The sequence below is a fragment of the Amycolatopsis sp. NPDC043887 genome (assembly GCF_056435665.1).
This window is the reverse complement of sequence record NZ_JBWKEB010000005.1, coordinates 422975-449355: the sequence shown is the minus strand read 5'-3', so window position 1 is coordinate 449355 and position 26381 is coordinate 422975. Positions and strand designations below refer to the sequence as shown.

The following is a 26381-nucleotide window of genomic DNA, read 5'->3' as shown; positions in this document are numbered from 1 at the left end:
AGACCGCTACAGCCCCGCCTTCAGGCGCGAACAGTCAACGCACTCCTGCACGGCCGTTATCCGGCGAACACCGGATAGACCGGCTCGCCGCGGACGAGGGTTCTGCCCCTTCGAGACCTCAGCCATGGCACGGGCCGGGCGGGGCGGCGCCCGGCCCGGCCCGTGCCGTCAGGCCAGGCGGACCTGGAAGACGGCGACCCGGGCGTCATGCCCGTCCACGCGCATGTCCACAGTCTTGGTGTCGATGAACCGCTCCTGGACGACGCCGTTGCCCGCCAGCCAGTTGATGCGGTCGATACCGGTGCCGAAGCACCGGCGCTCCGCGTCCAGGCTGGTGGCCTTGTAGTAGTTCGGGTTGTTGGTATCCGCGGTCCAGAAGACCAGGCGCCCGACGTTGTGGTGCGCGAGCACGCGACTGGCGTGGATTCTCTTGTGCTCGTTCCACTCGTCGCGCAGGTCGGTGCGCTGGTCGCCGTTGTACGCGTTGGCGATGTAGTGCGAGTTGATCAGCGCGAACTGGAGCGTCGGGTAGCTCTGGTGACGCACCACGACCTCGTTGATCCAGCGCGGCGGGGTCACCCCGCTGATGCCGCCGTGCACATACGTGGTCTTCGCGCTCGCCACCGCCCACGGCCGCGGGATCGAGATCGGGATCCGGAACGACGTGTTGTGCCGCAGGAACGCGTTGTTGTACAGGGGCCCGAAGTAGTGGTCGATCATCGCGGGCTCACCGGTGTCGCCCTCGTTGATCTCCTGCCAGCCGACCAGAGGCCGCACCAGGGGGTCACAGTTGCGGACGGCGTCGATCGCGGCCTCGCGCGCCCCGAGGTTGTCGCGGCCGATGTTGGCGGTGACGATCGGCAGCCGGATCCATCCCGTCGCGGCGGAAGCCGTGTCGGCACCGGCGGCCAGGACGCCGAGCGCGGCACCACCACCGAGAGCGAGCGCCTTGCGTCTGTTGAGCATTCCGGACACAGCAGATTCCCTTCTCGCGCTGTCACAGCGGGACACAGCCCGTCAAAGTGTCACAGAATGCGGTGCGGTTGTGACCCCCGCGCGCCAAAACTGCCGCTTGCCGGTCAGTGCTTCGGGTGGAGGCGGGCCGCCGCCGTGACCTCGATCCGTCCAGTCGGTCAGCGCGCCACCCGGTCGCCGATCCAGCGTTCCAGGACGACAAGGCGCTCGTCCCGCGGAGGGCAGGGTGCCCGTGGCGGCCGGGACACTGCGCAGGTGGGCCAGGGTCTTGCTGGCGGGTAGCTCGTCGAGCACCTCGTGGGTGAGCGGGCGGTCATCCCGGCCAAGTGCGGCGAGTTAGCGCGCTGACGTTGGGGCGTGCGAGCCAGGCCATGGCAGTGTCGGGCCGTTCGACGTGGGTGATCGCGTGGTGCGGTGCCGCGAGCTCGGCGCGGTCGCCGAGGAGGCTGCGTACCCGCTGGCCGAGGGTGCAACGCAGGCAAGGACTCAGGCTCAACTGCCACGTCTGTTGGCAGGTCGGGCAGCGGCCCCAGAAGCTCGGGTCGGATTGACGCATCTCGCGCACAGCGGTGCTACGGTGCCGTGATCGTTCAGCGGCGAAGGTGCTTGTCTGCTTGCGCGCGATCACCCGCTGCCTGCCATGACGCGGCGGCAGCCGCCTGAGTGGGTCTTCACACGCCGTCCACCAGGCGGTGGCAGCGGGTCGGCGGGCTCCGCCAATGGTAGGAATGCCTGGTGACCGAACCGAATTTGATCGAAGCAGCCGCCGAAGAGGCAGTCACCCTCACCAGTGAACTGATCCGCATCGACACCACCAACACGGGTGACCCCGACACGCTGGTCGGTGAACGCGCCGCGGCGGAGTACGTCGCCGAGAAGCTCACCGACGCGGGCTACGAGATCACCTACGTCGAGTCCGGGGGCAAGGACCGCCATAACGTGATCGTCCGGCTGCCGGGCGCCGACCCGTCGCGCGGCGCGCTCCTGATCCACGGTCATCTCGACGCCGTCCCCGCCGACGCCTCGGAGTGGTCGGTGCACCCGTTCTCCGGTGCGATCCAGGACGACTACGTCTGGGGCCGCGGCGCGGTGGACATGAAGGACATGTGCGGCATGGCGCTCGCGCTGGCCCGGCACTACAAGATCAACGGCATCGTCCCGCCGCGTGACCTCGTCTTCGCCTTCCTGGCCGACGAAGAGGCGGGTGGCAAGTACGGCGCCCAGTGGCTGGTCGAGAACCGGCCCGAGCTGTTCGAAGGCGTCACCGAGGCGATCAGCGAGGTCGGCGGCTTCTCGATCACGCTGAAGGACAACGTCCGCGCGTACCTCATCGAGACGGCCGAAAAGGGCATCCGCTGGATGAAGCTGCGGGTGCGCGGCACCGCCGGTCACGGCTCGATGATCCACCGCGACAACGCCGTCACCAAGCTGTCCGAGGCCGTCGCCAGGCTCGGCAACCACCGCTTCCCGCTGGTCATGACCGACTCCGTCCGCGAGTTCCTGGACGGCGTCACCGAGATCACCGGCTGGGACTTCCCCGAGGACGACATCGAAGGTTCCGTCGCCAAACTCGGCAACATCTCCCGGATGATCGGCGCGACCCTGCGCGACACGGCGAACCCGACGATGCTCACCGCGGGCTACAAGTCGAACGTCATCCCGTCCGTCGCGGAGGCTTCGGTCGACTGCCGGATCCTTCCCGGCAGGCTCGAGGCGTTCAACGCCGAACTGGAGGAGATCCTCGGCCCGGACATCGAGAAGGAGTGGATGGAGCTGCCGCCGGTCGAGACGACCTTCGACGGTGCCCTGGTCGACGCGATGACCAACGCGGTCCTCGCCGAGGACCCGGGCGCCCGCACACTCCCGTACATGCTCTCCGGGGGCACCGACGCGAAGTCGTTCCAGTCGCTCGGGATCCGCAACTTCGGCTTCGCTCCGCTGCAGCTGCCCGCGGACCTAGACTTCTCCGCTCTGTTCCACGGGGTCGACGAGCGTGTCCCGGTCGACGCGCTGAAGTTCGGCGTGCGCGTACTCGACCGCTTCCTCCGCTCTGCCTGATGCCCGGTCTGCTGGCCGCCGACGGGACACCCCTGCACTTCGAGCGCTGGGGTGATCCGTCGGCGCCGGTGACCGTGGTGCTCCTCCACGGGTACGCCCTCGACAGGCGCAGCTGGCGTGCCATCGCGCCGGTGCTCGCCGAGGCGTCCGAGGAACCTCTCGCCGTGGTGGCCTACGACCAGCGCGGCCACGGAGAATCCGGTGAGGTCCGGGCGTCGTCGGCGACCATGGGGAAGCTCGCCGACGATCTGGCCGAGGTGCTGGACAAGGTGGTCCCCGGCGGCAAGGTGGTCCTGGTCGGCCATGACATGGGCGGGCTCGCGATCCTGTCGCTCGCCCAGCGCCACCCGGACGTCTTCGCGGCGAGGGCGGCCGGGATCGGGTTGCTCGCGATGTCGGCGGGTGGCGTCACCCCGGACGCGATCTGGCCGAACGCGCTCGGGAAACTCGGCCGTGACCTGGAGATCGTCTTCGGGACGAAACTGATCGGCCTGGTACGGGAGCACACGAGCAAGGCGGTGACCGCCGGGCTGAGGTGGTGGCTCTTCGGCGACGACCCGGTGCCCGCCGACGTCGAACTGACCGTGCGGATGATCCGCGGCAACTGGCCGCAGACGGTGTCCGCCTTCCGCCCCGCACTGGACGCCTACACGCGGGAATCGGCGCTGTCGCAGGTCGGGGCTGTGCCGGTGACGGCGATCGTGGGGGAGCGGGACAAGCTCGTGCCGACGGCGGACGTCGAGGAACTGGCGGGCGCGGTGGAGAACGGGACGGCCGTGGTCCTGCCCGGCGTCGGGCACGTCGTCCCGCTCGAGGCGGCCCCGCAGGTCATTCCCCGCCTGCTCGCGCTGGCGAACCAAGCTCGCCGACAAGCCGGACTGTCTTGACAAAATCTGTTTTCGGTGGCACGTTCTGGGCATGTTCTCCGTTGCGGTGATCGAGGACGCGGAAGCGGCCGAAGTGTCGCTGGATCCGGTCCGGGCCCGGCTGCTCGCCGAACTCGCCGAACCGGCGTCGGCCACGATGCTGGCCGCGCGGGTCGATCTGCCGAGACAGAAGGTGAACTACCACCTTCGCGCGCTGGAGAAGCACGGGCTCGTGGAGCTGGTCGAGGAACGGCGGAAGGGCAACGTCACCGAGCGCATGATGCGCGCGACGGCGTCGTCGTACGTCATCTCGCCGACGGCGCTCTCAGCCGTGCAACCAGATCCGGCCCAGTCGCCGGACCGCCTGTCCGCACGCTGGCTGCTGGCCGTGGCCGGCAGGCTGGTGCGCGACGTCGGCCTGCTGATCACCGGAGCGACCAAGGCACGCAAACGGGTCGCGACCTTCGCGATCGACGGCGAGGTGCGGTTCTCCTCCGCCGCGGACAGGGCCGCGTTCGCCGAAGAGCTCACCGTCGCGATCACGAACCTGGTGAGCAAGTACCACGACGAAGGCGCCGAACAGGGCCGCGATCACCGGATCGTCGTCGCCGTCCACCCGAGCGTCCGCACCGAGCCCGAGGAGCGCTGAATGGGCCACGAATTCGAGATCACCGACCGCGTCGAGATCGACGCGACGCCGGAACAGGTCTGGGACGCCATCGCGACCGGGCCGGGGATCACGTCATGGTTCATGGGACGCAACGAGGTCGACGGTGGCGTCGGCGGCACTGTGAAGACCGCTTTCGGCGGCTTTGAACCCACCTCGGCGATCACGGCGTGGGACCCGCTGGAACGCCTGGTCTACGGCACGGAACCCGCGCCGGACGGACGCTTCGTCGCCTACGAGTTCCTCATCGAGGGCCGGTCCGGCGGCAGCACCGTGCTGCGGACCGTGACAAGCGGCTTCCTGCCTGGCGACGACTGGGAAGACGAGTTCGAGGCTATGACCGCGGGCGGCGAGCTGTTCCTCCGCACCCTCGTCGAGTACCTCAACCGTTTCGCCGGCCGGAAAGCGGTGCCGGTGACCGTATTCGGGCCGATGATCGCGGACTGGGACAGCGCTTGGCCGACGCTGGGCCGGGAACTCGGCCTCGCCGGGCGGCCGCGGACGGGGGACCGGGTCCGCCTGTCCACCGGCCCGGTGTCCACTGTGGACGGCGAGGTCTATTTCGCGAACGCGCAGACGGTCGGGATCCGGACCGCGGACGCGCTACTGAGGTTCGTCCGCGGCTTCGCCGGGCCGATGTGCGCGATGCATCACCTGTTCGGCGACGTCGACTCCGCGGAACAGGACGCGCTCTGGGCCGAGTGGCTCGGCCGGGTGTTCAAGTGATGAGGCCGGGCAGGGGTGTGGCGGTGCGCTTGCGGCGCAACCACACCCTCCTGGTCCCATCGGAGTAGAGCCGGACGGTCGACAGTTCCCAGCCCGCGAACTCGGCGTGGATCGACAGCTGCGTCGCCGCCGCCCGCCGGGAAACACCGGGCGGAAGCTGCAACCGCCGGTACTCCCAATCCCCTTCGACCACCGCCTCGTCCACGACTGTCATGGCGTGATCACCTGGATCCCTTCTCCGATGGCCGAGCCGACGACCACACGGCCGCCCTGCTCGTCGACGGTGACCGAATCTGGCTGCCGCACGGTGGGGAACCGGTGTTTCTCGATCGGTTCTCCACCGCGGACGTCGAAACCGACTACCTCGTTGCGTTCGGTGAGCGTGACCCAGACGAGGCCACGGGTGCGGTCGTAGGCGATGCCGTACGCCCCGCCCGGCACGGGATAGCGCTGGCGCAGCAGCAACGGCGTCGTGGAGAACGCCAGCAGCGCGCCCGCCCGCGCGTCGGTGACGAAGACGCGTCCCAGATCGTCGGTGACGGCGTTGGCCGCGCCGTCGCCCGCCCGCAGGCCCTCGCCGATCTTGCCCTCGTCGAGGTCGACGGCGAACAGGGCGGTGCGGAGCTTGTCGAGCACGACCACGCCGTCACCGGTGTTCAGCACGTCGTCGGCGCTGTAGATCTGGCCGGTGATGGTCTTCGGTCCCGCGTTCTTCGACAGCACCTCGACGGCCTTGCGGTCCCGCACCGAGACCAGCGTCGCTTCACCGTCGGCGAGACCGGCCGACGGCTGCCCCGCGACCGGGACCGTCTCCAGCGCGCCACCGGGCAGCGAGACCTTCGCCAGCATGCTCTTGCCAGGGACGCTGGCGAGCACCTGGGAACCGGAGACGGTGAGCCGCTCGGCGGGACCCGGCAAGGCCACGGTCGTCTCAGGGGAGTCCAGGGCGGCGAGATCATAGATACGCAGCGACGGCGGCTCCGAAACCGCGGCGACCAGCGTCTTGCTCGCCTCGTCGGTCACCAGCGCCTTCACACCCGGCACCGCGAACACCGACCCCGCGGGCTTGACCGTCACCGCGGGGGAGACCGCCGCGGTGGCCGCGACGGGGTTCTGCACGATCTGCAAGGAGTCGTTCGGCGTGTCGTCCGTACTACAGGACGAGAGCACCAGGACACCGGCGAGCGGGATCGCGATCCGGGAAACGGCGGACAGCCGACCCACCTTGGTGCCTCCACCTGCTACTCGTCGAACGGACTTGTCCAGCATCCTCCTGGAACTCCACCACGTCACGTCAGCGTCACCCAACAGTCACCTAATCCAGTATTCGAGACGGCTCAGAGGCCGCGTTCCGGGTATCCGACCTCGATCGCGCTGACGTCGTCGAGCGCCGAGCGGATGGCGGGCGGGAGCGTGATCTCCTCGGCCGTCAGCGAACCGGTCAGCTGACCGGTGTCACGGGCTCCGACCACGGGCGCGACCACTCCGGGCCGGTCGCGGACCCACGCCAGCGCGACCGCCAGCGGCGAGGTGCCGAGGCCGTCCGCGGCCGTCGCGACCGCCTGCACGATCCGGGCCGCGCGATCGGTCCGGTGATGTTCGACATAGCCCGCGAAGACACTCGAAGCGCCGCGCGAATCGGCGGGGGTCCCGCTGCGGTACTTGCCGGTGAGCACGCCCCGGCCGAGCGGCGCCCACGGCAGGAGCCCGATGCCGTGGTGCTCCGCCGCGGGGACGACTTCGCGATCGACCCCGCGCTCCAGCAGCGAGTACTCGACCTGCGTCGAGACCAGCGGAGCGGCGGCGGAGCCGCGGGCCGCGGCGGTCGCCAGCTGCCAGCCCGAGTAGTTGGAGACACCGACGTAGCGGACCTTGCCGCTGGTCACGGCGTACTCGAGGGCGCCGAGGGTCTCGTCGACCGGTACGGTGGTGTCCCACGCGTGCAGCTGCCACAGGTCGATGTGGTCGGTGCCGAGCCGTCGCAGCGAGCCGTCGAGCGCGCTCAAGAGGGCGCCGCGTGAGGCACCGCCACCGAACGGGCCGTCGGTACGGCGGGCCACGGCCTTGGTCGCGAGCACGATGTCGTCCCGGGGGACGAGATCGCCGAGCAACGCCCCGAGGACGCGTTCGCTCTCGCCCTCGCCGTATATGTCGGCGGTGTCGACCAGGGTGCCCCCGGCGTCGACGAACGCGACCAGCTGGCTGGCCGCCTCCTCCGAGTCGGTGTCGCCACCCCACGTCATGGTCCCGAGGGCCATCCGCGAGACCCGAAGTCCCGACCGGCCGAGCTGTCGCTTTTCCACGACGGGCGAGCCTAGCCGGAAGGCAAGTGCTGGACGCGGAGCAGGTGAGCGTGTCGTGATCGAGTACCACCGTGCGGGTCATCGGCTGTCAACACCCTGAACGGAGGAGTGACACTCCGATGGATACATTCACGCCGTGCGACTCGGACTGAACTTGGGCTATTGGGGCGCGGGAAACGACGCGGCCAACCTGGCATTGGCGAAGAAGGCGGACGAACTGGACTACGCGGTCGTCTGGGCCGCGGAGGCCTACGGTTCGGACGCGCCGACGGTGCTCTCATGGGTGGCGGCGCAGACCTCACGGATCGACGTGGGCAGCGCGGTGTTGCAGATCCCGGCGCGGACACCGGCGATGACCGCGATGACCGCCGCGACCCTGGACACGCTTTCCGGCGGCCGGTTCCGTCTCGGCCTCGGTGTTTCCGGCCCGCAGGTCTCCGAGGGCTGGCACGGCGTGAAGTTCGCGTCGCCGCTGGGCCGCACCCGCGAATACGTCGAGATCGTCCGCAAGGCGCTGAGCCGCGAGCGGGTCCGGTACGACGGCGACCACTTCCAGCTGCCCCTGCCCGGCGGGCCCGGCAAGGCGCTGACCCTGACCGTGCACCCCGTTCGCGACGAGATTCCGGTGTACCTGGCCGCCATCGGCCCGAAGAACCTCGAACTGACCGGCGAGATCGCGGACGGCTGGCTGCCGGTGTTCTATTCGCCCGAGCACGCCGGTGAGCAGCTGAAACTGATCCAGGCCGGCGCGGACAAGGCCGGACGCACCCTCGACGGCTTCGACGTCGTCCCCACCGTCCCGCTCGTTGTCGGTGACGACTGGAAGGCCTGCGCCGACGCTGTCCGCGGGTACGCGGCGCTGTACATCGGCGGGATGGGCAGCCGGGAGAAGAACTTCTACAACCAGCTCGCCTGCCGGATGGGCTTCGAGCGCGAAGCCGCCGACGTCCAGCAGAAGTACCTGGGCAGGGACTACGAGGGCGCCATGGCCGCCGTCCCGCTGGAGTTCATCGACGCGACGTCGCTGCTGGGGCCGAAGGAGCGCATCGCCGAACGGATGCAGGCCTTCGCCGGATCCGGCGTCACGACGCTGACCGTCGCGCCCGCCATGCCGGACCCGGAGGGCTCCGCACGCGCCCTCGAGATCGCGGCCGGGGCCATCGAAACGGCCGGTGTCGCCTGATGGGATGGTTCGAAGCGCTGGTCCTGGGTCTCGTCCAGGGCCTGACCGAGTTCCTGCCGATCTCCTCCAGCGCGCACCTGCGGATCACCGCGGCGCTCGCCGGCTGGGACGACCCGGGCGCCGCGTTCACCGCGGTGACGCAGATCGGTACCGAACTCGCGGTCATCCTGTACTTCTCGGCCAAGATCGGGAAGATCCTCCGCGCCTGGTTCTTTTCGATCTACAAGAAGGACTGGCGCCAGGACCCCGACGCCCGGCTGGGCTGGCTGATCATCGTCGGCTCGATGCCGATCGTGGTGCTGGGCCTGCTGCTGCAGGACGCCATCGACGAAACCTTCCGTGACCTGCGGATCACCGCGACGACTCTGATCGTGTTCGGCCTGATCCTCCTGGTGGCCGACCGCATCGGGAAGCAGCAGCGGACCCTCGACCACCTGACCGTGCCGCACGGCCTCGGTTTCGGGTTCGCCCAGGCGCTGGCGCTGATCCCGGGTGTCTCGCGTTCCGGCGGCACCACCAGCGCCGGTCTGCTGCTCGGCTACACCCGCGCGGAGGCCGCGGAGTATTCGTTCCTGCTGGCGCTGCCGGCGGTGTTCGGCTCGGGGCTGTACAAGCTGACCGACATCGGCAAGGACGGCGCCCCGGCGCAGTGGGGGCCGACGATCCTGGCGACGCTGGTCGCGTTCGGCGTCGGGTACGCCGTCATCGCCTGGCTGATGTCCTACATCAAGACCAAGAGCTTCGTGCCGTTCGTGATCTACCGGCTCGTACTCGGTGTCCTGCTGTTCGTGCTGATCTTCACCGGTGTCCTGGACCCCGGCGCGGGCCCGCACCTGTAGATCCTCACGCATTTAGTCCTCTGGATGCGGTCCTTGCACGCGCAAGGACCGCATCCAGAGGACGAATCGCGTAGCCGGGCAAAGCACGACACGTAGGGTGGGCCACGTGAGTACTGTGATCCTTCTGCGCCACGGCAAGTCCACGGCGAACGGTTCGGGCGTCCTGGCCGGGCGCACGCCCAAGGTCGGCCTTGACGACACCGGCCGGGCGCAGGCCGCCGCGCTCGTCGAGCGCCTGGCGCCGGTCCCGCTCGCCGAGCTGGTGGTCTCGCCGATGCTCCGCTGCCGCCAGACGGTCGCGAAGCTGGCCGAGGCACGCGGTCTGGACAAGCTCAAAGAGCCAGGTTTGTCCGAAGTGGACTACGGCGAATGGACCGGGCGCGCGCTCAAGGATCTGTTCAAGGAACCCCTGTGGCGCGTCGTGCAGGCGCATCCCTCGGCCGCGGTCTTCCCTGGCGGGGAAGGGCTCGCCGAGATGCAGGCGCGGGCGGTCGCCGCCGTTCGCGCGCACGACGCGAGGATCACCGCGAAGCACGGCGAAAACGCGGTGTGGCTCTTATGCAGCCATGGCGATGTGATCAAGGCGATCCTCGCCGACGCGCTCGGCCAGCATCTCGATTCCTTCCAGCGGATCGTGGTCGATCCGGCGTCGGTTTCGGTCGTCCGGTACACCGAGACTCGTCCGTTCGTGTTGCGCGTCAACGACAACGGCGGCGACCTGGCCGGTGTCGCCCCACCCGAACCGAAGGCCAAAGCCAAGCGCGGCAAGGGAAAACGCAGCTCCGACGCGGTGGTGGGCGGTACCACCGGAGCGTGACCACCGCCGTCGGTGGCGTCACCGCCACGGACGGCATCCACCGGCCCCTCACTGCCCGTAAGGTGGCCAGACCAGCAGATTCGACGACCCGGGAGCAACACCGATGATTTCGCAGGACAACCCGTTCGCCGCGCCGAGTGAGCTGCCCTACGCCCTTCCGCCGTTCGACCGGATCGCCGACGAGCACTTCCTTCCCGCCTTCGAAGCGGGCCTGGCCGAGCACGCCGCCGAAATCGAGGAAATCGCCGGCTCGGCCGAGCCGCCGACCTTCGAGAACACCATCGTCGCGCTCGAAAAGTCCGGCAGGCTGCTGTCCCGTGTCTCCAGCGTGTTCTTCAACCTCGCCGGGTCGAACGCGAACGACGAGATCCAGCGCGTGCAGGCCGAGATGGCGCCGCGACTGGCCGCGCACGCCGACGCCATCAACCTGAACCCGGCGCTGTTCGCCCGGATCGACTCGCTGTTCGAGCGCAGGGACGAACTCGGCCTCGACGCCGAATCGCTGCGCCTGCTGGAGCGTCACCACACCGACGTGCGCCGCGCCGGCGCCGGTCTTCCCGAAGCCGACCAGAAGCGTCTGCGCGAGTTGAACGAGCAGATTTCGACGCTGTCGACCCGGTTCCAGCAGAACCTGCTCAAGGACACCAACGAACTGGCCGTGGTCGTCGACGACGTCGCGGAACTCGCGGGTCTCGGCGAGGACGAGATCGCCACGGCCGCCGAAACCGCCGGCGAGGAGGGCAAGTACGTCCTCAAGCTGACCCTGCCGACGGCGCAGGCCGCGCTGGCCTCGCTGGAGGATCGCGCTCTTCGTGAGCGGATCTTCACCGCATCGGTTTCCCGTGGCAACCGGGGCAACGAGTTCGACAACAACGAGGTCGTGGCCCAGCTGGTCCGGTTGCGTGCGGAAAGGGCCGCCGTGCTCGGCTTCCCCGACCACGCTTCGTACGTCATCGAGGACGAGACCGCGAAGACCGCTCAGGCCGCTGTCGGTCTCCTGGAACGGCTCGCGCCCGTTGCGGTCGCCAACGCCAAGGCGGAGGCCGAAGAACTGCAGCGCTACCTCGAAGCCGACATCCCCGGCGCGATCCTGCGGCCGTGGGACTGGGCGTTCTATGCCGAACGCGTCCGCAAGGACCGGTTCGAGGTCGACACCGCCGCGCTGCGCCCGTATTTCGAGCTGAACCGGGTGCTGACCGACGGCGTGTTCTTCGCCGCGTCCAAGCTGTACGGCCTGAGCTTCACCGAGCGGGAAGACCTGCCGAAGTATCACCCCGAGGTCCGGATCTTCGAGGTCTTCGACGCCGGCGGCACGGAACTCGGCCTGTTCCTGCTCGACTACTACGCCCGCGACTCGAAGCGCGGCGGCGCCTGGATGAACAACTTCGTCGACCAGACGAGGCTGCTGGGCACGAAGACGGTCGTGGTGAACGTGCTCAACGTCGCCAAGCCACCGGCGGGGGAGCCGACCCTGCTGACCTTCGACGAGGTCGTCACCGCGTTCCACGAGTTCGGGCACGCGCTGCACTCGCTGCTTTCCGATGTCGAGTACCCGATGTTCTCGGGCACCAACGTCCCGCGTGACTTCGTCGAGTACCCCTCGCAGGTCAACGAGATGTGGATGCTCTGGCCCGAGGTGCTGGCCAACTACGCCAAACACCACGTGACCGGTGAGCCGCTGCCGCAGGAGCAGATCGACAAGCTCCTGGCGTCGCAGCAGTACGGCGAAGGCTTCTCGACCACCGAGTACCTCGCGGCATCCCTCCTCGACCAGGCGTGGCACGCGCTGGGCACCGAGGACAACGTCGAGGACGTCCAGCGGTTCGAGGCCGAGGCGCTGACGAAGGCCGGTGCCGCGCTGGAAGCCGTGCCGCCGCGCTACCGCACCACGTACTTCGCGCACATCTTCAGTGGCGGCTACAGCGCCGGGTACTACTCCTACATCTGGAGCGAGGTCCTCGACGCCGACACCGTCCAGTGGTTCCGTGAGAACGGCGGGCTCAGCAGGGAGAACGGCGACCACTTCCGCCGCGAGCTCCTCGGGCGGGGCGGCAGCGTCGACCCGATGGCGGCCTTCCGCGCGTTCCGTGGCCGCGACCCGGAGATCGAGCCGCTGTTGAAGCGCCGCGGCCTCGCGGGCGCCTGACCTCCCGACGGTTCCCCGCCTGGACACCCCCAGTGTCCAGGCGGGGAACCGCGCTCAGGCGGCCAGCTCGGCGACGGCAGCGGCCACGTCGTCCACTTCCCGTTCGGTGTTGTAGTAGTGCGGGCTCAGCCGCAGGCACCACTCGACGTCCTTGTCGCCGAAGTCGAACTGCGCGAACTCCCGGTAGCTCAGCGCCGAATTGATCCGGCGGGCGTCCATCGCCTCCTTGAAGGGCACCGCTTCCCAGCCCTTGATGGAGAACGTCACCAGCGCGCCCAACTCCGGGCCCCGGTCGAGCACTTCGACGCCCGGGATGGCGCTGAGCCCGCCCCGCAGTCTCGCCGCGAGCGCGGGCGTGCGCCGTGAGATCGCCTCCAGACCGACCTCACGGGCATACCTAGCGGCGGCGGCGCAGCCGAGCACGGTGGCGTACGGGAATTCCCATTCTTCGAACCGGGAAGCCGACTTCGCCGGTTCGTACGCGCCGGGCGCGCTCCAGCGGGCTCCGTGCATGTCGATGAACAACGGCTCGTGCCCGGCGTCGAGGAACCGGTCGGAGACGAACAGGAACCCCGAACCGCGCGGACCACGCAGGAATTTGCGGCACGTCGAAGTGAGCAGGTCGGCTCCGATCTCCTCAACGTCGACGGGGTACTGGCCGATCGACTGGCAGGCGTCGACCAGGTAGAGCAGGCCGAGCTCCCGGCAGTGCCGCCCGATCTCGGCGATCGGCTGGACGAGGCCCGAGTTGGTCGGAATGTGCGTTGCGGCGACCAGCTTCGGCTTCCTCGAGCGCATCAGGGTGGCCATGGCCTCCACGTCGACACCGCCCTCCCGCGAGTCCGGTGCGTGCACGACCTCGACTCCGAACCGCTTCCGCAGCGACAGGAACGCGATCTGGTTGGAGATGAAGTCGTTGCGGGTGGTGAGCACGACGTCGCCGGGCTCGAAGCGGATCGAGGAAAGCGCGGTGGAGTAGGCGTGGGTGGCGCTCGCCGCGAAGGCGATGTTGCGGGGCCTCGCGTTGATCAGGGCCGCGATCTCGTCGTAGAAGCCGGTGACCTCGCTCGCGCGCGCCGCGGCGGCCTCGTACCCGCCGGTCTCGGCTTCGAGATTCAGGTGATCGAGCATCGCGGCCAGTACCGGCCTCGCCAGGAGCCCGCAGCCCGCGTTGTTGAAGTGGACGACCTTCTCGCTGCCCGGGGTATCGGCTCGCAGGGCCGGGACGTCCAGTAGTGATCCCACCAGAATCTCAGTAGCACTATCATGTCGCTTCATGTCGGATAGTAGCACTTCCACACTCGTCGCCCAGCTGCGTTCGCTCATCCGCACTGCGGCCGCGGGGGAGAGGCTGCCCAGTAGCCGGGAGCTGATCGAGCGCTACCGGGTCGGCCCGGGAACGGTCTCTCGCGCGATCGCCCTGCTGGCAGCCGAGGGCACGGTCGTGACTCGCCCCGGGAGCGGGACCTACGTGGCGGCGAAGGCGACGACGGTGGGCGAACCGCTCGACACGGCGTGGCAGACGGTCGCGCTGACCGATCGCAGCGTCGACACCAGATCCCTCACCGGCGCCCTCGGCCCGCCACCGGAGGGCGCCATCCTCCTCGACGGCGGCTATCCGCACCGGTCACTGCAGGCGACTCGCTTCCTGAGTGCGGCGCTGGCGCGGGCGGGCCGCCGTCCGGACGCCTGGGACCGCGCGCCGGCCGCCGGTCTGCCCACGCTGAGGTCGGTGTTCGCGGGGCCGGCCGGTGCCTCGCCGGACGACGTCCTGATCACCGCGGGCGGGCAGAGTGGGCTGTCCATGGCGTTCCGGGCGATCGCGGCGCCCGGAAGCCCGGTCCTCGTCGAATCGCCGACGTATCCGGGAGCGCTCGCCGCCGCCCGGGCGGCGGGGCTCCGGCCGGTGCCGGTGCCGATCGACGACGACGGAGTCCGCCCGGATCTGCTGGCCGAGGCGTTCGCGATGACCGGCGCCCGGCTCTTCTACTGCCAGCCCACCTTCCACAACCCGACCGGGACGGTGCTCGCGGCCGAACGGCGCACGCGGGTGCTGGACGTCGCCAGGGCGGCGGGCGCGTTCGTCCTGGAGGACGACTTCGCCCGGTATCTCTCCCATGGGGTGACCGCACCGCGTCCGCTGATCACCGACGACCGGGACGGCACGGTCGTCCATCTGACATCGGTGACCAAGGCCGCCGCGCCGAGTCTTCGGATCGGCGCGGTGATCGCGCGAGGGCCGGTCCTCGACCGGATGAAGGCGATCCGGCAGGTCGACGACTTCTTCGTCTCCCGTCCACTGCAGGAGGCCGCCCTCGAACTGCTCAGCGCGCCGTCCTGGGAACGTCACGTGCGGAAACTGGGCTCCGAACTACGGCAGCGGTGCGGAAAGGCGGCCGCGGCGCTGGCAGGGGAGCGTCCTGAGTGGACTGTCGCGCGGCTGCCCGAGGGCGGCCTCCACCTGTGGGTGCGGCTACCGGCGGGGAGTGACGCGAACGCGGTCGCCCGCGCGGCGAGGGAGCGGGGAGTCGTGGTCGGGGCGGGGGACCGGTTCTTCGCCGCCGAACCAGCCGGACCGTTCCTCCGGCTCGGCTTCGCCGCCGCGGCCGACGTCGCCGAACTCGCCGAAGGCATCAGGCGATTAGGTTGAATGTATAACGACCTATACGGCGTGGCTCAAGCCAGAACCGCCTCAAGCAACAGATAAACCCCACCGCCAAGGACGACACCCGCGGCCATCCCGGCCGTGACTTCGGCTTTGGTGTGATCTCCGAGTTCGACGCGGGACCAGCAGACCCAGGCGACGCAGAGGAAGACCAGTGCGAGCCAGGGGCCGTGGACACGGATCAGCATCACGGCCGCACCCGCCGCCACCATCGCATGCATCGAGACCTTGAACTCGAGCCCGAAGGTGATCGCGAGCGCGGTGACCAGGCAGACGAGCTCGGCGGCCGCGAGCGCGATCATCTCGTGCGGGGCACCGCCGACGATCAAGACGGCGAAGCCGGCGGTCAGCGAGCCGATGCAGACCGCGAACGGGACGAGCCGTCCGGCGCGATCGGTGACATGGTGGCTGTCCCACTTGCCCTTCCGGGCGCCGCGCACGATCACGGCCATCGGGATCAGCGAGCCGGTGACGCCGACGACGAGACCCCAGAGCACCGTCTCGCCGACGTGATATCCGGTGACCTTCCAGGCGACGATCAGCGGGAGACCGAGCACCCAGACCCAAGGAGCGAGCACCTCGGTCGCGATCCGCGCGAGACGTCGGCGGGTCCCGGGGCTTCCGTGGTCTGCGTCGGCATCGCGCGTGGTCTCCTCGGGAATCGTGGCCGGAGCGGCTCCTGCCGGACTCGCGCCCGGCAGGAGCGGTGATCATCGTTCCAGACCGCGGCGGCCCGCCCGCGCGAGGATGTCCGCGCCCGCCGGGTCCGCCCGGACGGCCTCGTCGAAACTCTCCTTGGGCAGCACCGTGTTCCCGGCCACGGTCACCGTCTCGGGTGGGGTGTCGTAGCCGTCGGGCAGGGCATCCCAGAAGTTGCCGACGAAGGCGACGTGCTCCATCGGCGGTCCCACCTGGAGCACGATCGGGGTGTCGGCCCGGTGGACGATGTTGCCGAGAACGGTGATCCACGCCGCGCCGTAGTCGGTGTAGAGGCCGAAGTTGTACGAGGTGAGGACGTCGCGGATGACGTTGCCCCGGACCAGCGCCCCACCGGCGAACGACGAGCCCTGTGGGGCCGACAGGTAGATCCCGCCGCCGTCCATGAGCTTCCCCAAACTGCGCTCGACGAGGTTCGAGATCACCTGCGTGCCCTTGGCGCGCTCGCCGCCGGTGATCACGATGCCGTTGTGCGGGACGTCGTGGATCTCGTTGTGTGCCACGATGGTCTCCGCCGACTCGACCACGAGGACGGCGGACGAACCGCGGTACTCGGTGCCGATGTGGTGGACGAGGTTGTCTTCGACCGCGACCCGGGTGCTCATGTGGACGGCGATCCCGCTGCCCGAGATCTCGTCGAAGACGTTCGCCCGGATCCGCACGTCGGTGGCGTCCTCGATCAGCAGTCCTCCCGCGCCGAGCCGGGTGAAATGGTTGTCCTCCAGGGAGACCCGGCTGACCGACGTGAGGCTGACGTTGGCGGGCAACTGGACCGGCTCGGCGGGCACGTGGACATAGCCCACGTCCGCGCCGAGGTCGATCTTCTGGAAGTCACCCCGCTCGTAGCGTGCGTTGCCGTGATAGTGCAGGTAGCCGCCGGTGCGGGCAGGACCGGACCAGGTCGCGTCGGTAAAGGTGAAGCCGCGCAGCACGAGGTCGTGCACACCTCGTCCGCTGATGAGCGTCTCGAGCACCGGAGCGACGACGCTGGTCTCGCCGATCTCCTCTCCGGGACGAGGACGGTAATGCAGGACGTGCTCGCCTGTGTCGATGCGGCTGACGGCGAATGTTCCCGGTTCGGTCAGGAAAGCCACGTTGTTCTCGAGCGTGGACGGTGCGGCGAGGCCGTCCCAGGAGCCGTCGCCACCGGCGCCGTACCACTTGGCGTCGTAGAGGGATTTGGCATGGTCGAAAGCGGGCTGAGCCATGGTGATCGTGGTCGAGGAGGCGTCACCGGAGATCGACGCGACCGCGAGCCGGGCTTCGGACCACGGGTAGACGCCCGGATACACGAACTCCAGCCCGGAGGGGTCCGGCCACGCCTGAGGCTCCGTGCTGTCCGTGACGTAACCTGCCGCTGTTTTCATCACGTTTCCCGGGAGTCCGTCCGTGCGGGCCGCTCGTGCCGCGGGTTTGCCGTCGACGGTGAGCTGTCGTGGCGCCAGGTCGCCGATCGGCGCGGTCCAGACGCCGTCGTCGCCCGTCGTCCAGCTGGTGATCTCGCGGCCGCCGCTCAGTTCGACCTCGGCCTGGTCGGCTGTTCCGTAGCCGTGTGCCTGGAAGATCACGCGGAAGCCGTTCGACCCGGAATCGCCCTGTGTGTCAGTGAAGACAAGGGGTTCGTCCAGGCGGTGGACACCTGCCGCGAAAGAGACGATGACGTCGCCGGTCATGGTGGCCGTCGCGGCACGGACGGCCACCTGCGCGGCTTTCGGGCTGGCGAACGGCTGTTCGGCGGTGCCGGGCCAGTCGTCTCTGCCGTCCGGGGATACGAAGAACCTGATTTCGGGCATGCTGAAGCGCTCCTGCGGGAGGTATATGGGATATACTGAGGTTTATCAGCTAAACACGAGCGAGTGAAGAGCGTCAAGGGAGTAGCGGTGGCGAAAGACGACACGCAGCCGGATCCGGAGCGCGCGATCGAACTGCTGTGGGGAACGTCCGAGCCGGAGCGGCCCGGGTTGAGCCTCGGCCGGATCGTCGCGGCGGCCGTCGAGGTCGCGGACGCCGAAGGGCTTGCCTCGCTGTCGATGCGCAAGGTCGCGGAACGGTTCGGTACCACCACCATGTCGCTCTACCGGTACGTCCCCGGCAAGGCGGAACTGGTGGAACTGATGCGTGACGCGGTGTACGGCGAGTTCCCGATGGGGGCTTCGAACGGGCTCGGCTGGCGAGCGGGCCTCGAACGCTGGGCGCGGCGGGCCTGGGAGATGCACCACCGGCATCCGTGGCTGGTTCACAGCTCCGGGTCCCGCCGACTCCCGGGGCCGAACATCATGGCCGGCTACGACCACGCGCTGGACGTGGCTTCGCGTAGCGGTTTGGCGCCGGCGGAGGTGATCGCGGTGGTGAACCTGGTGGGCGGATTCGTCGAGTCGGCCGTGCGTCAGGCGGGGGAGGCCGCGGAGCTCCAGCGGCGCACGGGGGTGACCCATGAGCGCTGGTGGAGCGAACGCGAGTCCCTCTTCGAGCGCCTGGACCGCTATCCGGCACTGGAGCGGCTGTGGAAGGCCGGGGGAATGGATGCTCAACTGGACACCTTCGAATTCGGGCTGCGGCGGACCCTCGACGGTGTCGAGGCGCTCATCCAAAGCCAGGGGAGTGAGGTAATCAGTGACGAAACTGGGGGAGGGGAGTGCGTCGTCTGCGGTAAGCCGCTGGATGGGGGAGGGCGGGGCAGGCCGCGGGACTACTGCTCGAGGGCGTGTCAGCAACGCGCCTATCGGCGTCGTCAGGCTCAGTCGGACTGATTCGGTCGATTCAAAGTGTATAACGACCTATTCAGTCGGGTGATTGACAAGATCAACTTTAAGCCGACGACAAAACCTGCAAAGACTGTCGGGGGCCCTGGCTAGGGTTGCCCGGTGATCACCGACGTCTTGCTGGAGCAGTTGGAGGAGGACGCCTCGACGTCCGTGCTCTTCCAGGGTTTCTTGGAACCTGGAGCACAGGCGGCCCAGGCGCTGCTCGTGCTGGGGAAGGTCGCCCGCACCCGGTTCTGGATGCCGCCGTCCATGGTGAAGCGGTTGATCGCCGAATCCGATCCGGTCTTCACCGCGGACCGGACGACGCTGCGAGCGGAGGCTTTCTCGCCGTGCTGCGGCGTCTACGCCAGGCTCGATCTGCTGGAGGCGGTTGGTCTCGGTGAGGGTTGCACCAATGTGGACCTGTCCGAGGCGACGCGGACCGTTCTGGCCGGGGTCGTGGCCCAGGATCCGTTACACCTGACCGTTCGTGGTGAGGGGGTCCGCCTTCGCACTCTCGACGGGCAGAACGACGAGTCCGTGGTGCCGCTGCCGGATCGCTGGGTGTCGGGGTTCGCCGAGGTCGCCGCTGTCACGGTGGGAGCGGTCGAGAAGGCGGAGCTGGACAAGGCGGAGGCACGGAACTTCCTGCGGAGGCTCCCCACTGCGGTTGGCAAGTCTTGGGCGGTGGCGTCGGGCCGTGGGCTCCGGCTGACGTCACGGCCGGGCCGGGACTCGATCCCGGCGACCGGGCTCCATCGGTTGCGGATCGTCGAGCCGCTCATCCGGTTCGTCCAGGGACTGACCGTCTACACGCGACCGGACAGCGAGGTCGCGACTTGGGTGCTTCGGTTGGAGCGAGCGCGGCTCGTCGTCACGCTGTCCCCGGAGCCGTCCCGCGGTGTCTCGGGCGAAGGCGGCTGGCTGAACGCGCTGGCGGCGGGGCTCGAAGCGCCGGAACTCGTCGCGGGTCGCGCCGGGCACGACGTCGTCGACGGCACGTGGTTCCCGCGCGAGCTCCCGAGCGGGGCCGCTCCGGCGAACGGCCGGCTGGCGAAAGCCCGGGAGCTTCTCGCCGCCGGAGCCGTCCGTATGTTGCCGGACGGTGGCTACGAGATCACCCGTGCCGGCTCGGTGCAGCGTGTCCGGCTTTCGCCCGCCGGGTGCACGTGTGCGTGGTGGGCCAAGCATCAGGAGAACCGAGGGCCGTGTTCACATGTGCTGGCGGCCCGGATGTCAGCCGCTGAGTCGTGACGCCGCCTTCGCCGCTTTCGAACCGCCCTTGAAGCCTGCGAGCCATTCCTTCGTTTCGGCGCTGATCGTGCCCGCTCCGCGGTCCACGAGGTCCGCGGCGAGCTCCAGCAGCGCGAAGATGCCGCGGTGGGAGGGCACCAGCTTCGGCAGCAAAGTGTCGAGTGTGGACAGAACGGCGATCGGGTGTTCGTTCGCGATCACCGCGAGCCGGGGTGCCAGTCGCGTGATGATGAGCTGCGAGCCGAGTACGCCCAGCGCCTCGCCGAGCGCGCGGGGGCCGAGCATCCGCCGGTCCAGCAGGGTGAGCACGGCGTCCGTGCCGAGTTGGACGGCGGCGGGGCGTTTCAGCGCGAGGGTGGTGGCGAGGAGCATCGTGCCGGGGAGGCCCGGTACCGAGGGGCTGTCGAGGAACGGGGGCAGCGCGGCCTGCTCCACGGGATAGCCGACTTCGATGTCGTTGAAGTACAGGTTTCCGGCGACCGTGGCTTCGAGGTGGTCGCGGTCATACGGGGACGAGACCGCTTCGTGGCATTCGGTGAAGCCGAGCCACTCGGGGGCCCGGCCGTCGAAGGGGATGCCCAGCCAGGGAGCGCCCGGTGAGACGGGTTCCGGGGTTTGTTCGACGTTCAGTGTGTTCGAGCCGTAGTGGGTCAGGCCGGCTTTCGCCGTCCAGGTGATGGCCGGTCCGGGTTCGCCGCGGAGTGCGGCGGCGGGGTCGGCGGATTCGGGGTGCCGGGCGCGGGCGGCGGCGAGGGCGGTCCAGCCCGTGTCGTCGATGGCCGGTCCGCCGAGGGCATAGCGAATGGTGTCGGCGTGCGGCCCGGTGAGATCCGCGGCGAGCGCGAGGGCTGCGGGTCTCGTGTCGGGGGCGAGCCGGAGGAGTGCGTCGGCGACGTCGTCTTCTGCCGCGTCGGGGTGTTCGAGCATGCGGGCGACGAAGGCGACGGGGTCGAGCCAGCCGCCTTGGTGGGTGGCGGCGGAGACGGGGACGGCGGTGCCTTCGAGTAGGGCGGTGACCCGGTGGTGGAGGGGGCGGCGCCAGCCGTCGACCTTCGGCGGAGGGGCGACGTCGCGTCCGGTGAGGCCGAGGATGAGGGTGGCGATCATCTTCGGTACGGCCGCGCTGTACTTCTGGTCGGCGATCCGGGCGGCGCGTTTCACCAGCGGTTTGAGGGCGTCCCGGAGTTCGCCGGCGACACGGTGGGCGCCGTCGAGGGCGGCCAGGAGGAGGTCGGCCTGGTCGGGGTCGGCGAGCAGGGACGAAAGGGCTTCGGCGACCGTGGCCGGGGTGTCGGGGATTTCGAGCGGGACGGTCAGCGTCTTGCGCTGGTCCCACGGTGTTCGGGTGGATTCCGGGTACTCGGTGGTCTCGATGACGGGTGCCGCGTCAGGGGTGACACCGAGCCGGGCGGTGGCGATGGCGCGGACGTCGGAGGCGTCATGGGTGAGTGCCGCTTCGAAGACCTCGTTGGCGAGGTCGGTGAGTTCGGGGCGTCGGTCGGCGATGCGGCCGGTGAGTTTGAGTGCGAGTTTGGCGGTGGCGGCGCCGCGTCCGGCGGCTGCGGCGGGGAGGTGCTGGAGTGCGACTTCGTCGTCCAGCGTGCCTTGTTTGTCCACAAGGGACAGTGCTTTGACGGCGAAGGAGACGGTGCGTGGGAGGCCGCTTCCGCACAGCCGGGCATAGCGGTGCTGAGCCGCTGTGCGTTCGTTCGGAGTGGGGGCGAGCGCTTCGTGGAGCGCGGTGTACCACTGGGCGCGGAAGGCGGCGAAGTCGCGGGCGAGGATGTCGAGGGTGAGGTCGAGGAGCCGGGTGCGGTCGAGTTCGCCGGTTTCGGTGAGTTCGAGCAGCGCGGTGGACCATTTGTCCTCGTCGCGGACGTACTTGTCGAAGGCGGCGAAGCTGCCGTCGCCGTTGCCTTCGATCGTGAGCAGTTCCCAGATTTCGGTGAGGGCTTCGGGTTCGGTCCGGAGCCGTTCGGCCAGTGGTTTCCCGCCGAAGCGTCCGGCCCAGCGGAACCAGCCGGCGTGGTACTCCGGTGTCCGGATGGGTTCGAGGTCGCCGTCGAGGATCATGCGGCGGATGGCTTCCCAGGCGGTGTGGTGGCCGATCATGCGCAGTGCGATCGTCTTGCGTTCGGTGAGTGATCGGTCCTGCAGGACGCGTTCGAGGATCGTGGGTGAGGCGATCCAGAGCTTGCGGAGCAGGGGGTCGCCGGCGGGGAGGATGGCCCAGAGAGCGGTCGCGGCTTGCTGACCCCTGAGCGGGTTGCGGGCGCCGTAGGTGTTGGGCTTGATCTCGACGAACTGGCTGCTGTCCTTGAAGGCGGCCAGGAGTTCGGGGAGGAGGGCTTTCCGCTCGGCGTGGGAGAGCTCGAGGGTCCGGGTGAGGACTTCCGAGGGCTGGCCGGTGAGGAGCGCGTCGAGGTGCACGGGCTCATTGCGTCGTGAGTGGTAAGGACGGTTCTAACCGTCCTTACCACTCACGAGGTGTTAGGGGCATTCATGTACTTGGGAAGGTGTGAAGGTCGAGTTTCTTCGGCTGCCCCGAGGGAAGGGGTCCTTCACGGACCGAGCACCTCAGGGGACGAGGATCGCGCGGCCGCGGATGCGTCCGGCGTCGAGGGCGTCGAGCGCGGTGAGGACGTCTTTGGCGTCGGAGGCCATGAGGTAGGCGAAGTTGGGCGAGCAGAACGACGTCGGGAGCCTCAGGTGGACGGTGACCTCGGTTTCTTCGACTGGCCGGAGAACGCCAAGCAGTTGCGCCGGGTGGCGCGGGAGGCGGCGTCGCGATCGTGCGGTGTCTCGCCGAGCCGGGGTCCACTGTGGTCGGTGCGGCGGAGAAGCTCGGGATGGGCCGGGCGACGCTGTACCGGAAGATGGGCCAGTACGGGATCAAGGCGCGGCAGTTCCGCTCTTAGAGGGCGGCGAGCCTGGCGAAGCCGTCGGAGCCGTGGCCCGCGTCGATCGCGTGCCGGACTTGGGCTCGTGCCGCGGTGAGGACTCCGTTGTCGAGGCCTTGCGCGCGGATCGCGTCGAGGACGTGGTCCATCGTCGCGGCGGTGGATTCGAGGGTGCCGGCGTCGCCGGAGTAGTTCTCGGTGGCGACCTGTTCGGCGAGCAGGTCGATCATGGCGGGGAAGAAGCCGAGCAGTGCCTTGGCGTGTGCGGCGATGTCGGTGGCGCCGATGTTCTCCGCCTTGGCGAGCGCGAGCATGTGGATCACTCCGCTCATGGAGGTCCAGAGCATGTCCTGCAGGGATGCGTCGAACGCTGCGGCGTGGCCGGGTGAGTCGCCGACGTACAGCGCGTTCTCGCCGAGGGCGGCCAGTGTGGGCCGGTGTGTTTCGTAGACGTCGGCGGGGCCGCTGAAGAACAGGGCCGCGTCCGGGCCGCCGATCGCGTCGGTGGTGGCCATGATCACGCCGTCGAGGTAGTCGATGCCGTGTTCGGCGGTCCAGGCCGCCATTGCGCGGGCCTGCCGTGGTGATCCGCCGCTGAGGTTCACGAGCGTGCGGCCCTTGAGCGCGTCGGCGTCGAGGATCGACTGCGCCACGGCGTAGTCACGCACGCAGACGATCACGAGCGGGCTGGCGGTGAGCGCTTCGGCGGCAGTGGCGGCGACGGTGGCGTCGAGGCCGTTTTCCTTGCCAGGAGTGCGGTTCCAGACGGTGGTGGGGTGGTCGGCGGCGGTGAACGCGGCGGCGAGGGCGTGGCCCATGGGGCCGAGTCCGAGGACGGTCACGGTGGTCATGGCGGCTAAGCTAAACCTTGACATTGACGTGAGAGTCAAGTCGGGAGTGCGGATGCGGATCGGGGAGCTCGCGCGGCGGACCGGTGTCAGCGGGCGCGCGCTGCGGTATTACGAGGAGCAGGGCCTGCTCACCCCGGAGCGGCGGCCGAGCGGCTACCGGGTGTACGGCGACGCCGACGTGGCGGCGGTGCGGCGGATCAGGATCCTGCTGGCGGCCGGGCTGAATACCGCGCAGATCCTGGAGATCCTGCCCTGCATCGTCGACGAGGACGGCTGGTTGACGCCGGATTGCCCGGAACTGGTGGAGGCGCTGCGGCGGCAGCGCGACCGGATCGACGAGGCGATCGGTGAGCTGGAGACCACCCGCGCGAACCTCGACACGATCATCGGCAGCGAAAAGGCGGCCGCGTCCCGGGGGACACGGCCGCCTTCGTGAAGGTGGTTCAGGCTCAGATGAGGCCGAGCTTCTTCACCGCGTCGCGCTCTTCGGCCAGCTCGTTGACCGAAGCGTCGATGCGGGCACGCGAGAAGTCGTCGATCTCCAGGCCCTGGACGATCTTGTACTCGCCGTTCGCGGCGGTGACCGGGAACGAGGAGATCAGGCCCTCCGGGACTCCGTAGGAGCCGTCGGACACGACGGCCGCCGAGGTCCAGTCACCTTCGGGGGTGCCGTTGACCCAGGTGTAGACGTGGTCGATCGCGGCGGAGGCGGCCGACGCCGCGGAGGACAGGCCGCGGGCCTCGATGATCGCCGCGCCGCGCTTGGCGACGGTCGGGATGAAGTCGTCGGTCAGCCACGCCTGGTCGGTGATGACCTCGGTCGCGGGCTTGCCGGCCACCTCGGCGTGCGCGATCGACGGATACTGGGTCGCGGAGTGGTTGCCCCAGATCGCGACCTTCTTCAGCTCGGTCACCGGCACGCCCAGCTTCTTCGACAGCTGCGCGAGGGCGCGGTTGTGGTCGAGGCGGGTCATCGCGGTGAACCGCTCGGCCGGGACGTCGGGTGCGTGTGCCTGTGCGATGAGGGCGTTGGTGTTGGCCGGGTTGCCGACCACGAGGACCTTGATGTCGCTCGCCGCGCCGGCGTTGATGGCCTCACCCTGCGGCTTGAAGATGCCACCGTTGGCCTCGAGCAGGTCGCCGCGCTCCATGCCCTTCGCACGGGGACGGGCGCCGACGAGCAGGGCGACGTTCGCACCTTCGAAGGCCTGCTTCGGGTCGTCGAAGATGTCGATGCCCGACAGCAGCGGGAACGCGCCGTCTTCGAGTTCCATCGCGGTGCCCTCAGCCGCCTTGACCGCCTGCGGGATCTCCAGGAGCCGCAGCTTCACCGGGGTGTCCGGGCCGAGCAGCTGACCGGACGCGATGCGGAAGAGCAGCGCGTAGCCGATCTGGCCGGCCGCACCGGTGACGGTGACGTTGACAGGGGCTTGGGTCATTGCGGTTCTCCAGCTTGAGGCGACATCGACTTGTACCGCGATGCTAGTCCTGTCCCGAGTCGCCGTTCGGGTGCGTCCAGTCACTGTTTTCTTGATCGATGCGGTCCGCGGCCGCATCACACCGCCGGGTGACCCGGCTCACGCGCTGCGCCGCGTGGGGAGGGAGGTCCGTGTGCGGTACGGAAAGCCTGTCTCTCCGGGATCGTCAACGGCGAACCCGCGAAAGCCTTTTTCATATCGTGCGAAGTGAATGGTGTTTTCCCGGTCCGGCGGTGTTTCCGTTGGATTCGGAAAACGGTTACAGGCCATGATTTCATTTCATGAACCGATTGCCGGGACGTTTGCGTCCGATCGGCGGACGGCATCGTGAAGATCGTTTCGCTAACATGGGTCCGCCCAGTTCCCCGCCCCCGTGTGGAAGTTTTCGGGAAGGACCTCATGCTCAATACAATGGTCGCCGCTGTATCGCTTTTTTCGTCGATAATAACACCGAACAGCATGTCCCCGCCGCCGGGACCGCCGCCCGATCGCGTCGTCATCGACGTCGTCACCGTCAACGGCTCCGGATGTCCGCCGGGTTCGTCCGCGGTCGCCGTCGCCAAGGACAACACCGCGTTCACCGTCACCTACAGCGAATACACCGCCCAGATCGGCGTCGGCGCGAAGCCCACCGACTTCAGGAAGAACTGCCAGCTCAACCTCAACATCCACGTTCCGCAGGGATTCACCTACGGCATCGCCAGTGCCGATTACCGCGGTTTCGCCCATCTCGAATCCGGCGCCAAGGCGCTGCAGCGGGCGAATTACTACTTCCAGGGGAATTCCCCGACCGCGCACGTCAATCATCCCGTCAACGGGCCGATTTCGGACAACTGGCAATTCCGTGACGAGGCCGAAGGTGGTGTCATCATCTACAAGCCGTGCGGTGAGGACCGGAACCTCAACGTGAACACGGAACTGAGGGTCGGTGCCGGTTCGTCGGATCCGAAGAAGACCACCAGTTTCATCACGATGGATTCGACCGACGGCGCGTTCAAGACCACCTACCACTTCTCGTGGAAGACCTGCCCGAAGTCCTGACGGCTGTTTCCGGGTGACGGCCTGCTTCCCGGTGCGGAAGAAGGCCGTCCCACCCATGCCGGTCAGGGTCTTGGCTGCCCTGAACGAGGGCTCCACCGCTCGTCGCCGCCCGCTCGGCGGCGACGAGCCTTCTCGACGACCTCATTTTCGG

24 protein-coding genes are annotated in these 26381 nt (G+C 68.9%); 14 read left to right on the top strand and 10 right to left on the bottom strand.

Translation table 11 applies throughout. The features are described from left to right. Positions 1–168: 168 nt before the first annotated feature. A complete protein-coding gene (locus tag AC069H_RS16625) occupies positions 169–966 on the bottom strand; it encodes a hypothetical protein (protein ID WP_478232868.1) in 798 nt (265 codons plus the stop codon). 744 nt (positions 967–1710) lie between these two features. Here AC069H_RS16625 and AC069H_RS16620 point away from each other — a divergent pair. The 4 genes from AC069H_RS16620 to AC069H_RS16605 are packed head-to-tail and all read left to right on the top strand — an operon-like array spanning position 1711 to position 5292. After that, a complete protein-coding gene (locus AC069H_RS16620) occupies positions 1711–3033 on the top strand; it encodes a M20/M25/M40 family metallo-hydrolase (protein ID WP_037338283.1) in 1323 nt (440 codons plus the stop codon). Beyond that, positions 3033–3920: an alpha/beta fold hydrolase gene (locus AC069H_RS16615; protein WP_478232867.1), complete on the top strand. Its 888-nt coding sequence runs from the start codon at positions 3033–3035 to the stop codon at positions 3918–3920. Before AC069H_RS16620 ends, AC069H_RS16615 begins: the two co-directional genes overlap by 1 nt. Before the next feature lie 31 nt (positions 3921–3951). Beyond that, positions 3952–4548 carry a winged helix-turn-helix domain-containing protein gene (locus AC069H_RS16610; protein WP_007029600.1) on the top strand — a complete coding sequence of 199 codons (597 nt, stop codon included), beginning with the start codon at positions 3952–3954 and terminating at the stop codon, positions 4546–4548. Continuing rightward, positions 4549–5292, top strand: coding sequence for an SRPBCC family protein (locus tag AC069H_RS16605; protein WP_478229473.1), 744 nt, complete (start codon positions 4549–4551; stop codon positions 5290–5292). On the opposite strand, the gene AC069H_RS16600 is transcribed toward AC069H_RS16605, so the two are convergent. From AC069H_RS16600 to AC069H_RS16590, 3 genes are all read right to left on the bottom strand, one after another. Next, positions 5285–5506, bottom strand: coding sequence for a DUF5703 family protein (locus AC069H_RS16600; RefSeq protein WP_016334446.1), 222 nt, complete (start codon positions 5504–5506; stop codon positions 5285–5287). The genes AC069H_RS16605 and AC069H_RS16600 overlap by 8 nt on opposite strands. Next, a complete protein-coding gene (locus AC069H_RS16595) occupies positions 5503–6516 on the bottom strand; it encodes a YncE family protein (protein WP_478232866.1) in 1014 nt (337 codons plus the stop codon). The genes AC069H_RS16600 and AC069H_RS16595 overlap by 4 nt, the downstream gene beginning before the upstream one ends. 113 nt (positions 6517–6629) lie before the next feature. Continuing rightward, complete coding sequence (locus AC069H_RS16590; RefSeq protein ID WP_478229475.1) at positions 6630–7595, bottom strand: aldo/keto reductase; 966 nt, start codon at positions 7593–7595, stop codon at positions 6630–6632. A 136-nt stretch (positions 7596–7731) separates the two neighbouring features. Here AC069H_RS16590 and AC069H_RS16585 point away from each other — a divergent pair, with 136 nt between their 5' ends. The 4 genes from AC069H_RS16585 to AC069H_RS16570 all read left to right on the top strand — a co-directional run bounded on the left by AC069H_RS16585 (position 7732) and on the right by AC069H_RS16570 (position 12580). Beyond that, entirely contained in the window at positions 7732–8778 is a 1047-nt protein-coding gene (locus tag AC069H_RS16585) for an LLM class F420-dependent oxidoreductase (protein ID WP_478232865.1), read from the top strand. Next, on the top strand, positions 8778–9617 hold the full coding sequence (locus AC069H_RS16580; RefSeq protein ID WP_478229476.1) for an undecaprenyl-diphosphate phosphatase: 840 nt from the start codon (positions 8778–8780) through the stop codon (positions 9615–9617). The genes AC069H_RS16585 and AC069H_RS16580 overlap by 1 nt, the downstream gene beginning before the upstream one ends. A 106-nt stretch (positions 9618–9723) precedes the next feature. Beyond that, positions 9724–10434 carry a histidine phosphatase family protein gene (locus AC069H_RS16575; protein ID WP_478229477.1) on the top strand — a complete coding sequence of 237 codons (711 nt, stop codon included), beginning with the start codon at positions 9724–9726 and terminating at the stop codon, positions 10432–10434. A gap of 103 nt (positions 10435–10537) precedes the next feature. Beyond that, positions 10538–12580 (top strand): M3 family metallopeptidase, encoded by a 2043-nt coding sequence (locus tag AC069H_RS16570; RefSeq protein WP_478232864.1) that lies wholly within the window; start codon positions 10538–10540, stop codon positions 12578–12580. Positions 12581–12634: 54 nt separating this feature from the next. On the opposite strand, the gene AC069H_RS16565 is transcribed toward AC069H_RS16570, so the two are convergent. Continuing rightward, positions 12635–13825 (bottom strand): aminotransferase class V-fold PLP-dependent enzyme, encoded by a 1191-nt coding sequence (locus tag AC069H_RS16565; protein WP_478232863.1) that lies wholly within the window; start codon positions 13823–13825, stop codon positions 12635–12637. A 31-nt stretch (positions 13826–13856) separates the two neighbouring features. Here AC069H_RS16565 and AC069H_RS16560 point away from each other — a divergent pair, with 31 nt between their 5' ends. Then, complete coding sequence (locus tag AC069H_RS16560; RefSeq protein ID WP_478232862.1) at positions 13857–15230, top strand: aminotransferase-like domain-containing protein; 1374 nt, start codon at positions 13857–13859, stop codon at positions 15228–15230. A gap of 26 nt (positions 15231–15256) precedes the next feature. On the opposite strand, the gene AC069H_RS16555 is transcribed toward AC069H_RS16560, so the two are convergent. Further along, complete coding sequence (locus AC069H_RS16555; RefSeq protein ID WP_478232861.1) at positions 15257–15823, bottom strand: hypothetical protein; 567 nt, start codon at positions 15821–15823, stop codon at positions 15257–15259. 132 nt (positions 15824–15955) lie between these two features. Beyond that, positions 15956–17755 (bottom strand): right-handed parallel beta-helix repeat-containing protein, encoded by a 1800-nt coding sequence (locus AC069H_RS16550; RefSeq protein WP_478232860.1) that lies wholly within the window; start codon positions 17753–17755, stop codon positions 15956–15958. 87 nt (positions 17756–17842) lie between these two features. On the opposite strand from AC069H_RS16550, the gene AC069H_RS16545 reads away from it, so the two are divergent. Both AC069H_RS16545 and AC069H_RS16540 read left to right on the top strand, forming a co-directional pair. Then, positions 17843–18712, top strand: a complete 870-nt coding sequence (locus AC069H_RS16545; RefSeq protein ID WP_478232859.1) for a TetR/AcrR family transcriptional regulator C-terminal domain-containing protein — start codon at positions 17843–17845, stop codon at positions 18710–18712. A gap of 114 nt (positions 18713–18826) precedes the next feature. Next, positions 18827–19960: an SWIM zinc finger family protein gene (locus tag AC069H_RS16540; RefSeq protein WP_478232858.1), complete on the top strand. Its 1134-nt coding sequence runs from the start codon at positions 18827–18829 to the stop codon at positions 19958–19960. On the opposite strand, the gene AC069H_RS16535 is transcribed toward AC069H_RS16540, so the two are convergent. Beyond that, positions 19943–22390 (bottom strand): DUF6493 family protein, encoded by a 2448-nt coding sequence (locus AC069H_RS16535; RefSeq protein WP_478232857.1) that lies wholly within the window; start codon positions 22388–22390, stop codon positions 19943–19945. The two genes, AC069H_RS16540 and AC069H_RS16535, sit on opposite strands and share 18 nt — an antisense overlap. A gap of 362 nt (positions 22391–22752) precedes the next feature. Between AC069H_RS16535 and AC069H_RS16530 the strand changes: the two genes are divergently transcribed. Then, positions 22753–22878, top strand: coding sequence for a helix-turn-helix domain-containing protein (locus AC069H_RS16530; RefSeq protein ID WP_478228111.1), 126 nt, complete (start codon positions 22753–22755; stop codon positions 22876–22878). On the opposite strand, the gene AC069H_RS16525 is transcribed toward AC069H_RS16530, so the two are convergent. Continuing rightward, entirely contained in the window at positions 22875–23711 is an 837-nt protein-coding gene (locus AC069H_RS16525; protein WP_478232856.1) for an NAD(P)-dependent oxidoreductase, read from the bottom strand. The genes AC069H_RS16530 and AC069H_RS16525 overlap by 4 nt on opposite strands. Before the next feature lie 52 nt (positions 23712–23763). On the opposite strand from AC069H_RS16525, the gene AC069H_RS16520 reads away from it, so the two are divergent. Beyond that, positions 23764–24147 (top strand): MerR family transcriptional regulator, encoded by a 384-nt coding sequence (locus AC069H_RS16520; protein ID WP_478232855.1) that lies wholly within the window; start codon positions 23764–23766, stop codon positions 24145–24147. 13 nt (positions 24148–24160) lie between these two features. Here the strand turns inward: AC069H_RS16520 and AC069H_RS16515 are convergent, their stop codons facing one another. Continuing rightward, complete coding sequence (locus tag AC069H_RS16515; protein ID WP_478228114.1) at positions 24161–25150, bottom strand: malate dehydrogenase; 990 nt, start codon at positions 25148–25150, stop codon at positions 24161–24163. A 438-nt stretch (positions 25151–25588) separates the two neighbouring features. On the opposite strand from AC069H_RS16515, the gene AC069H_RS16510 reads away from it, so the two are divergent. Next, entirely contained in the window at positions 25589–26230 is a 642-nt protein-coding gene (locus AC069H_RS16510) for a DUF4360 domain-containing protein (RefSeq protein ID WP_478228115.1), read from the top strand. Positions 26231–26381 lie beyond the last annotated feature (151 nt).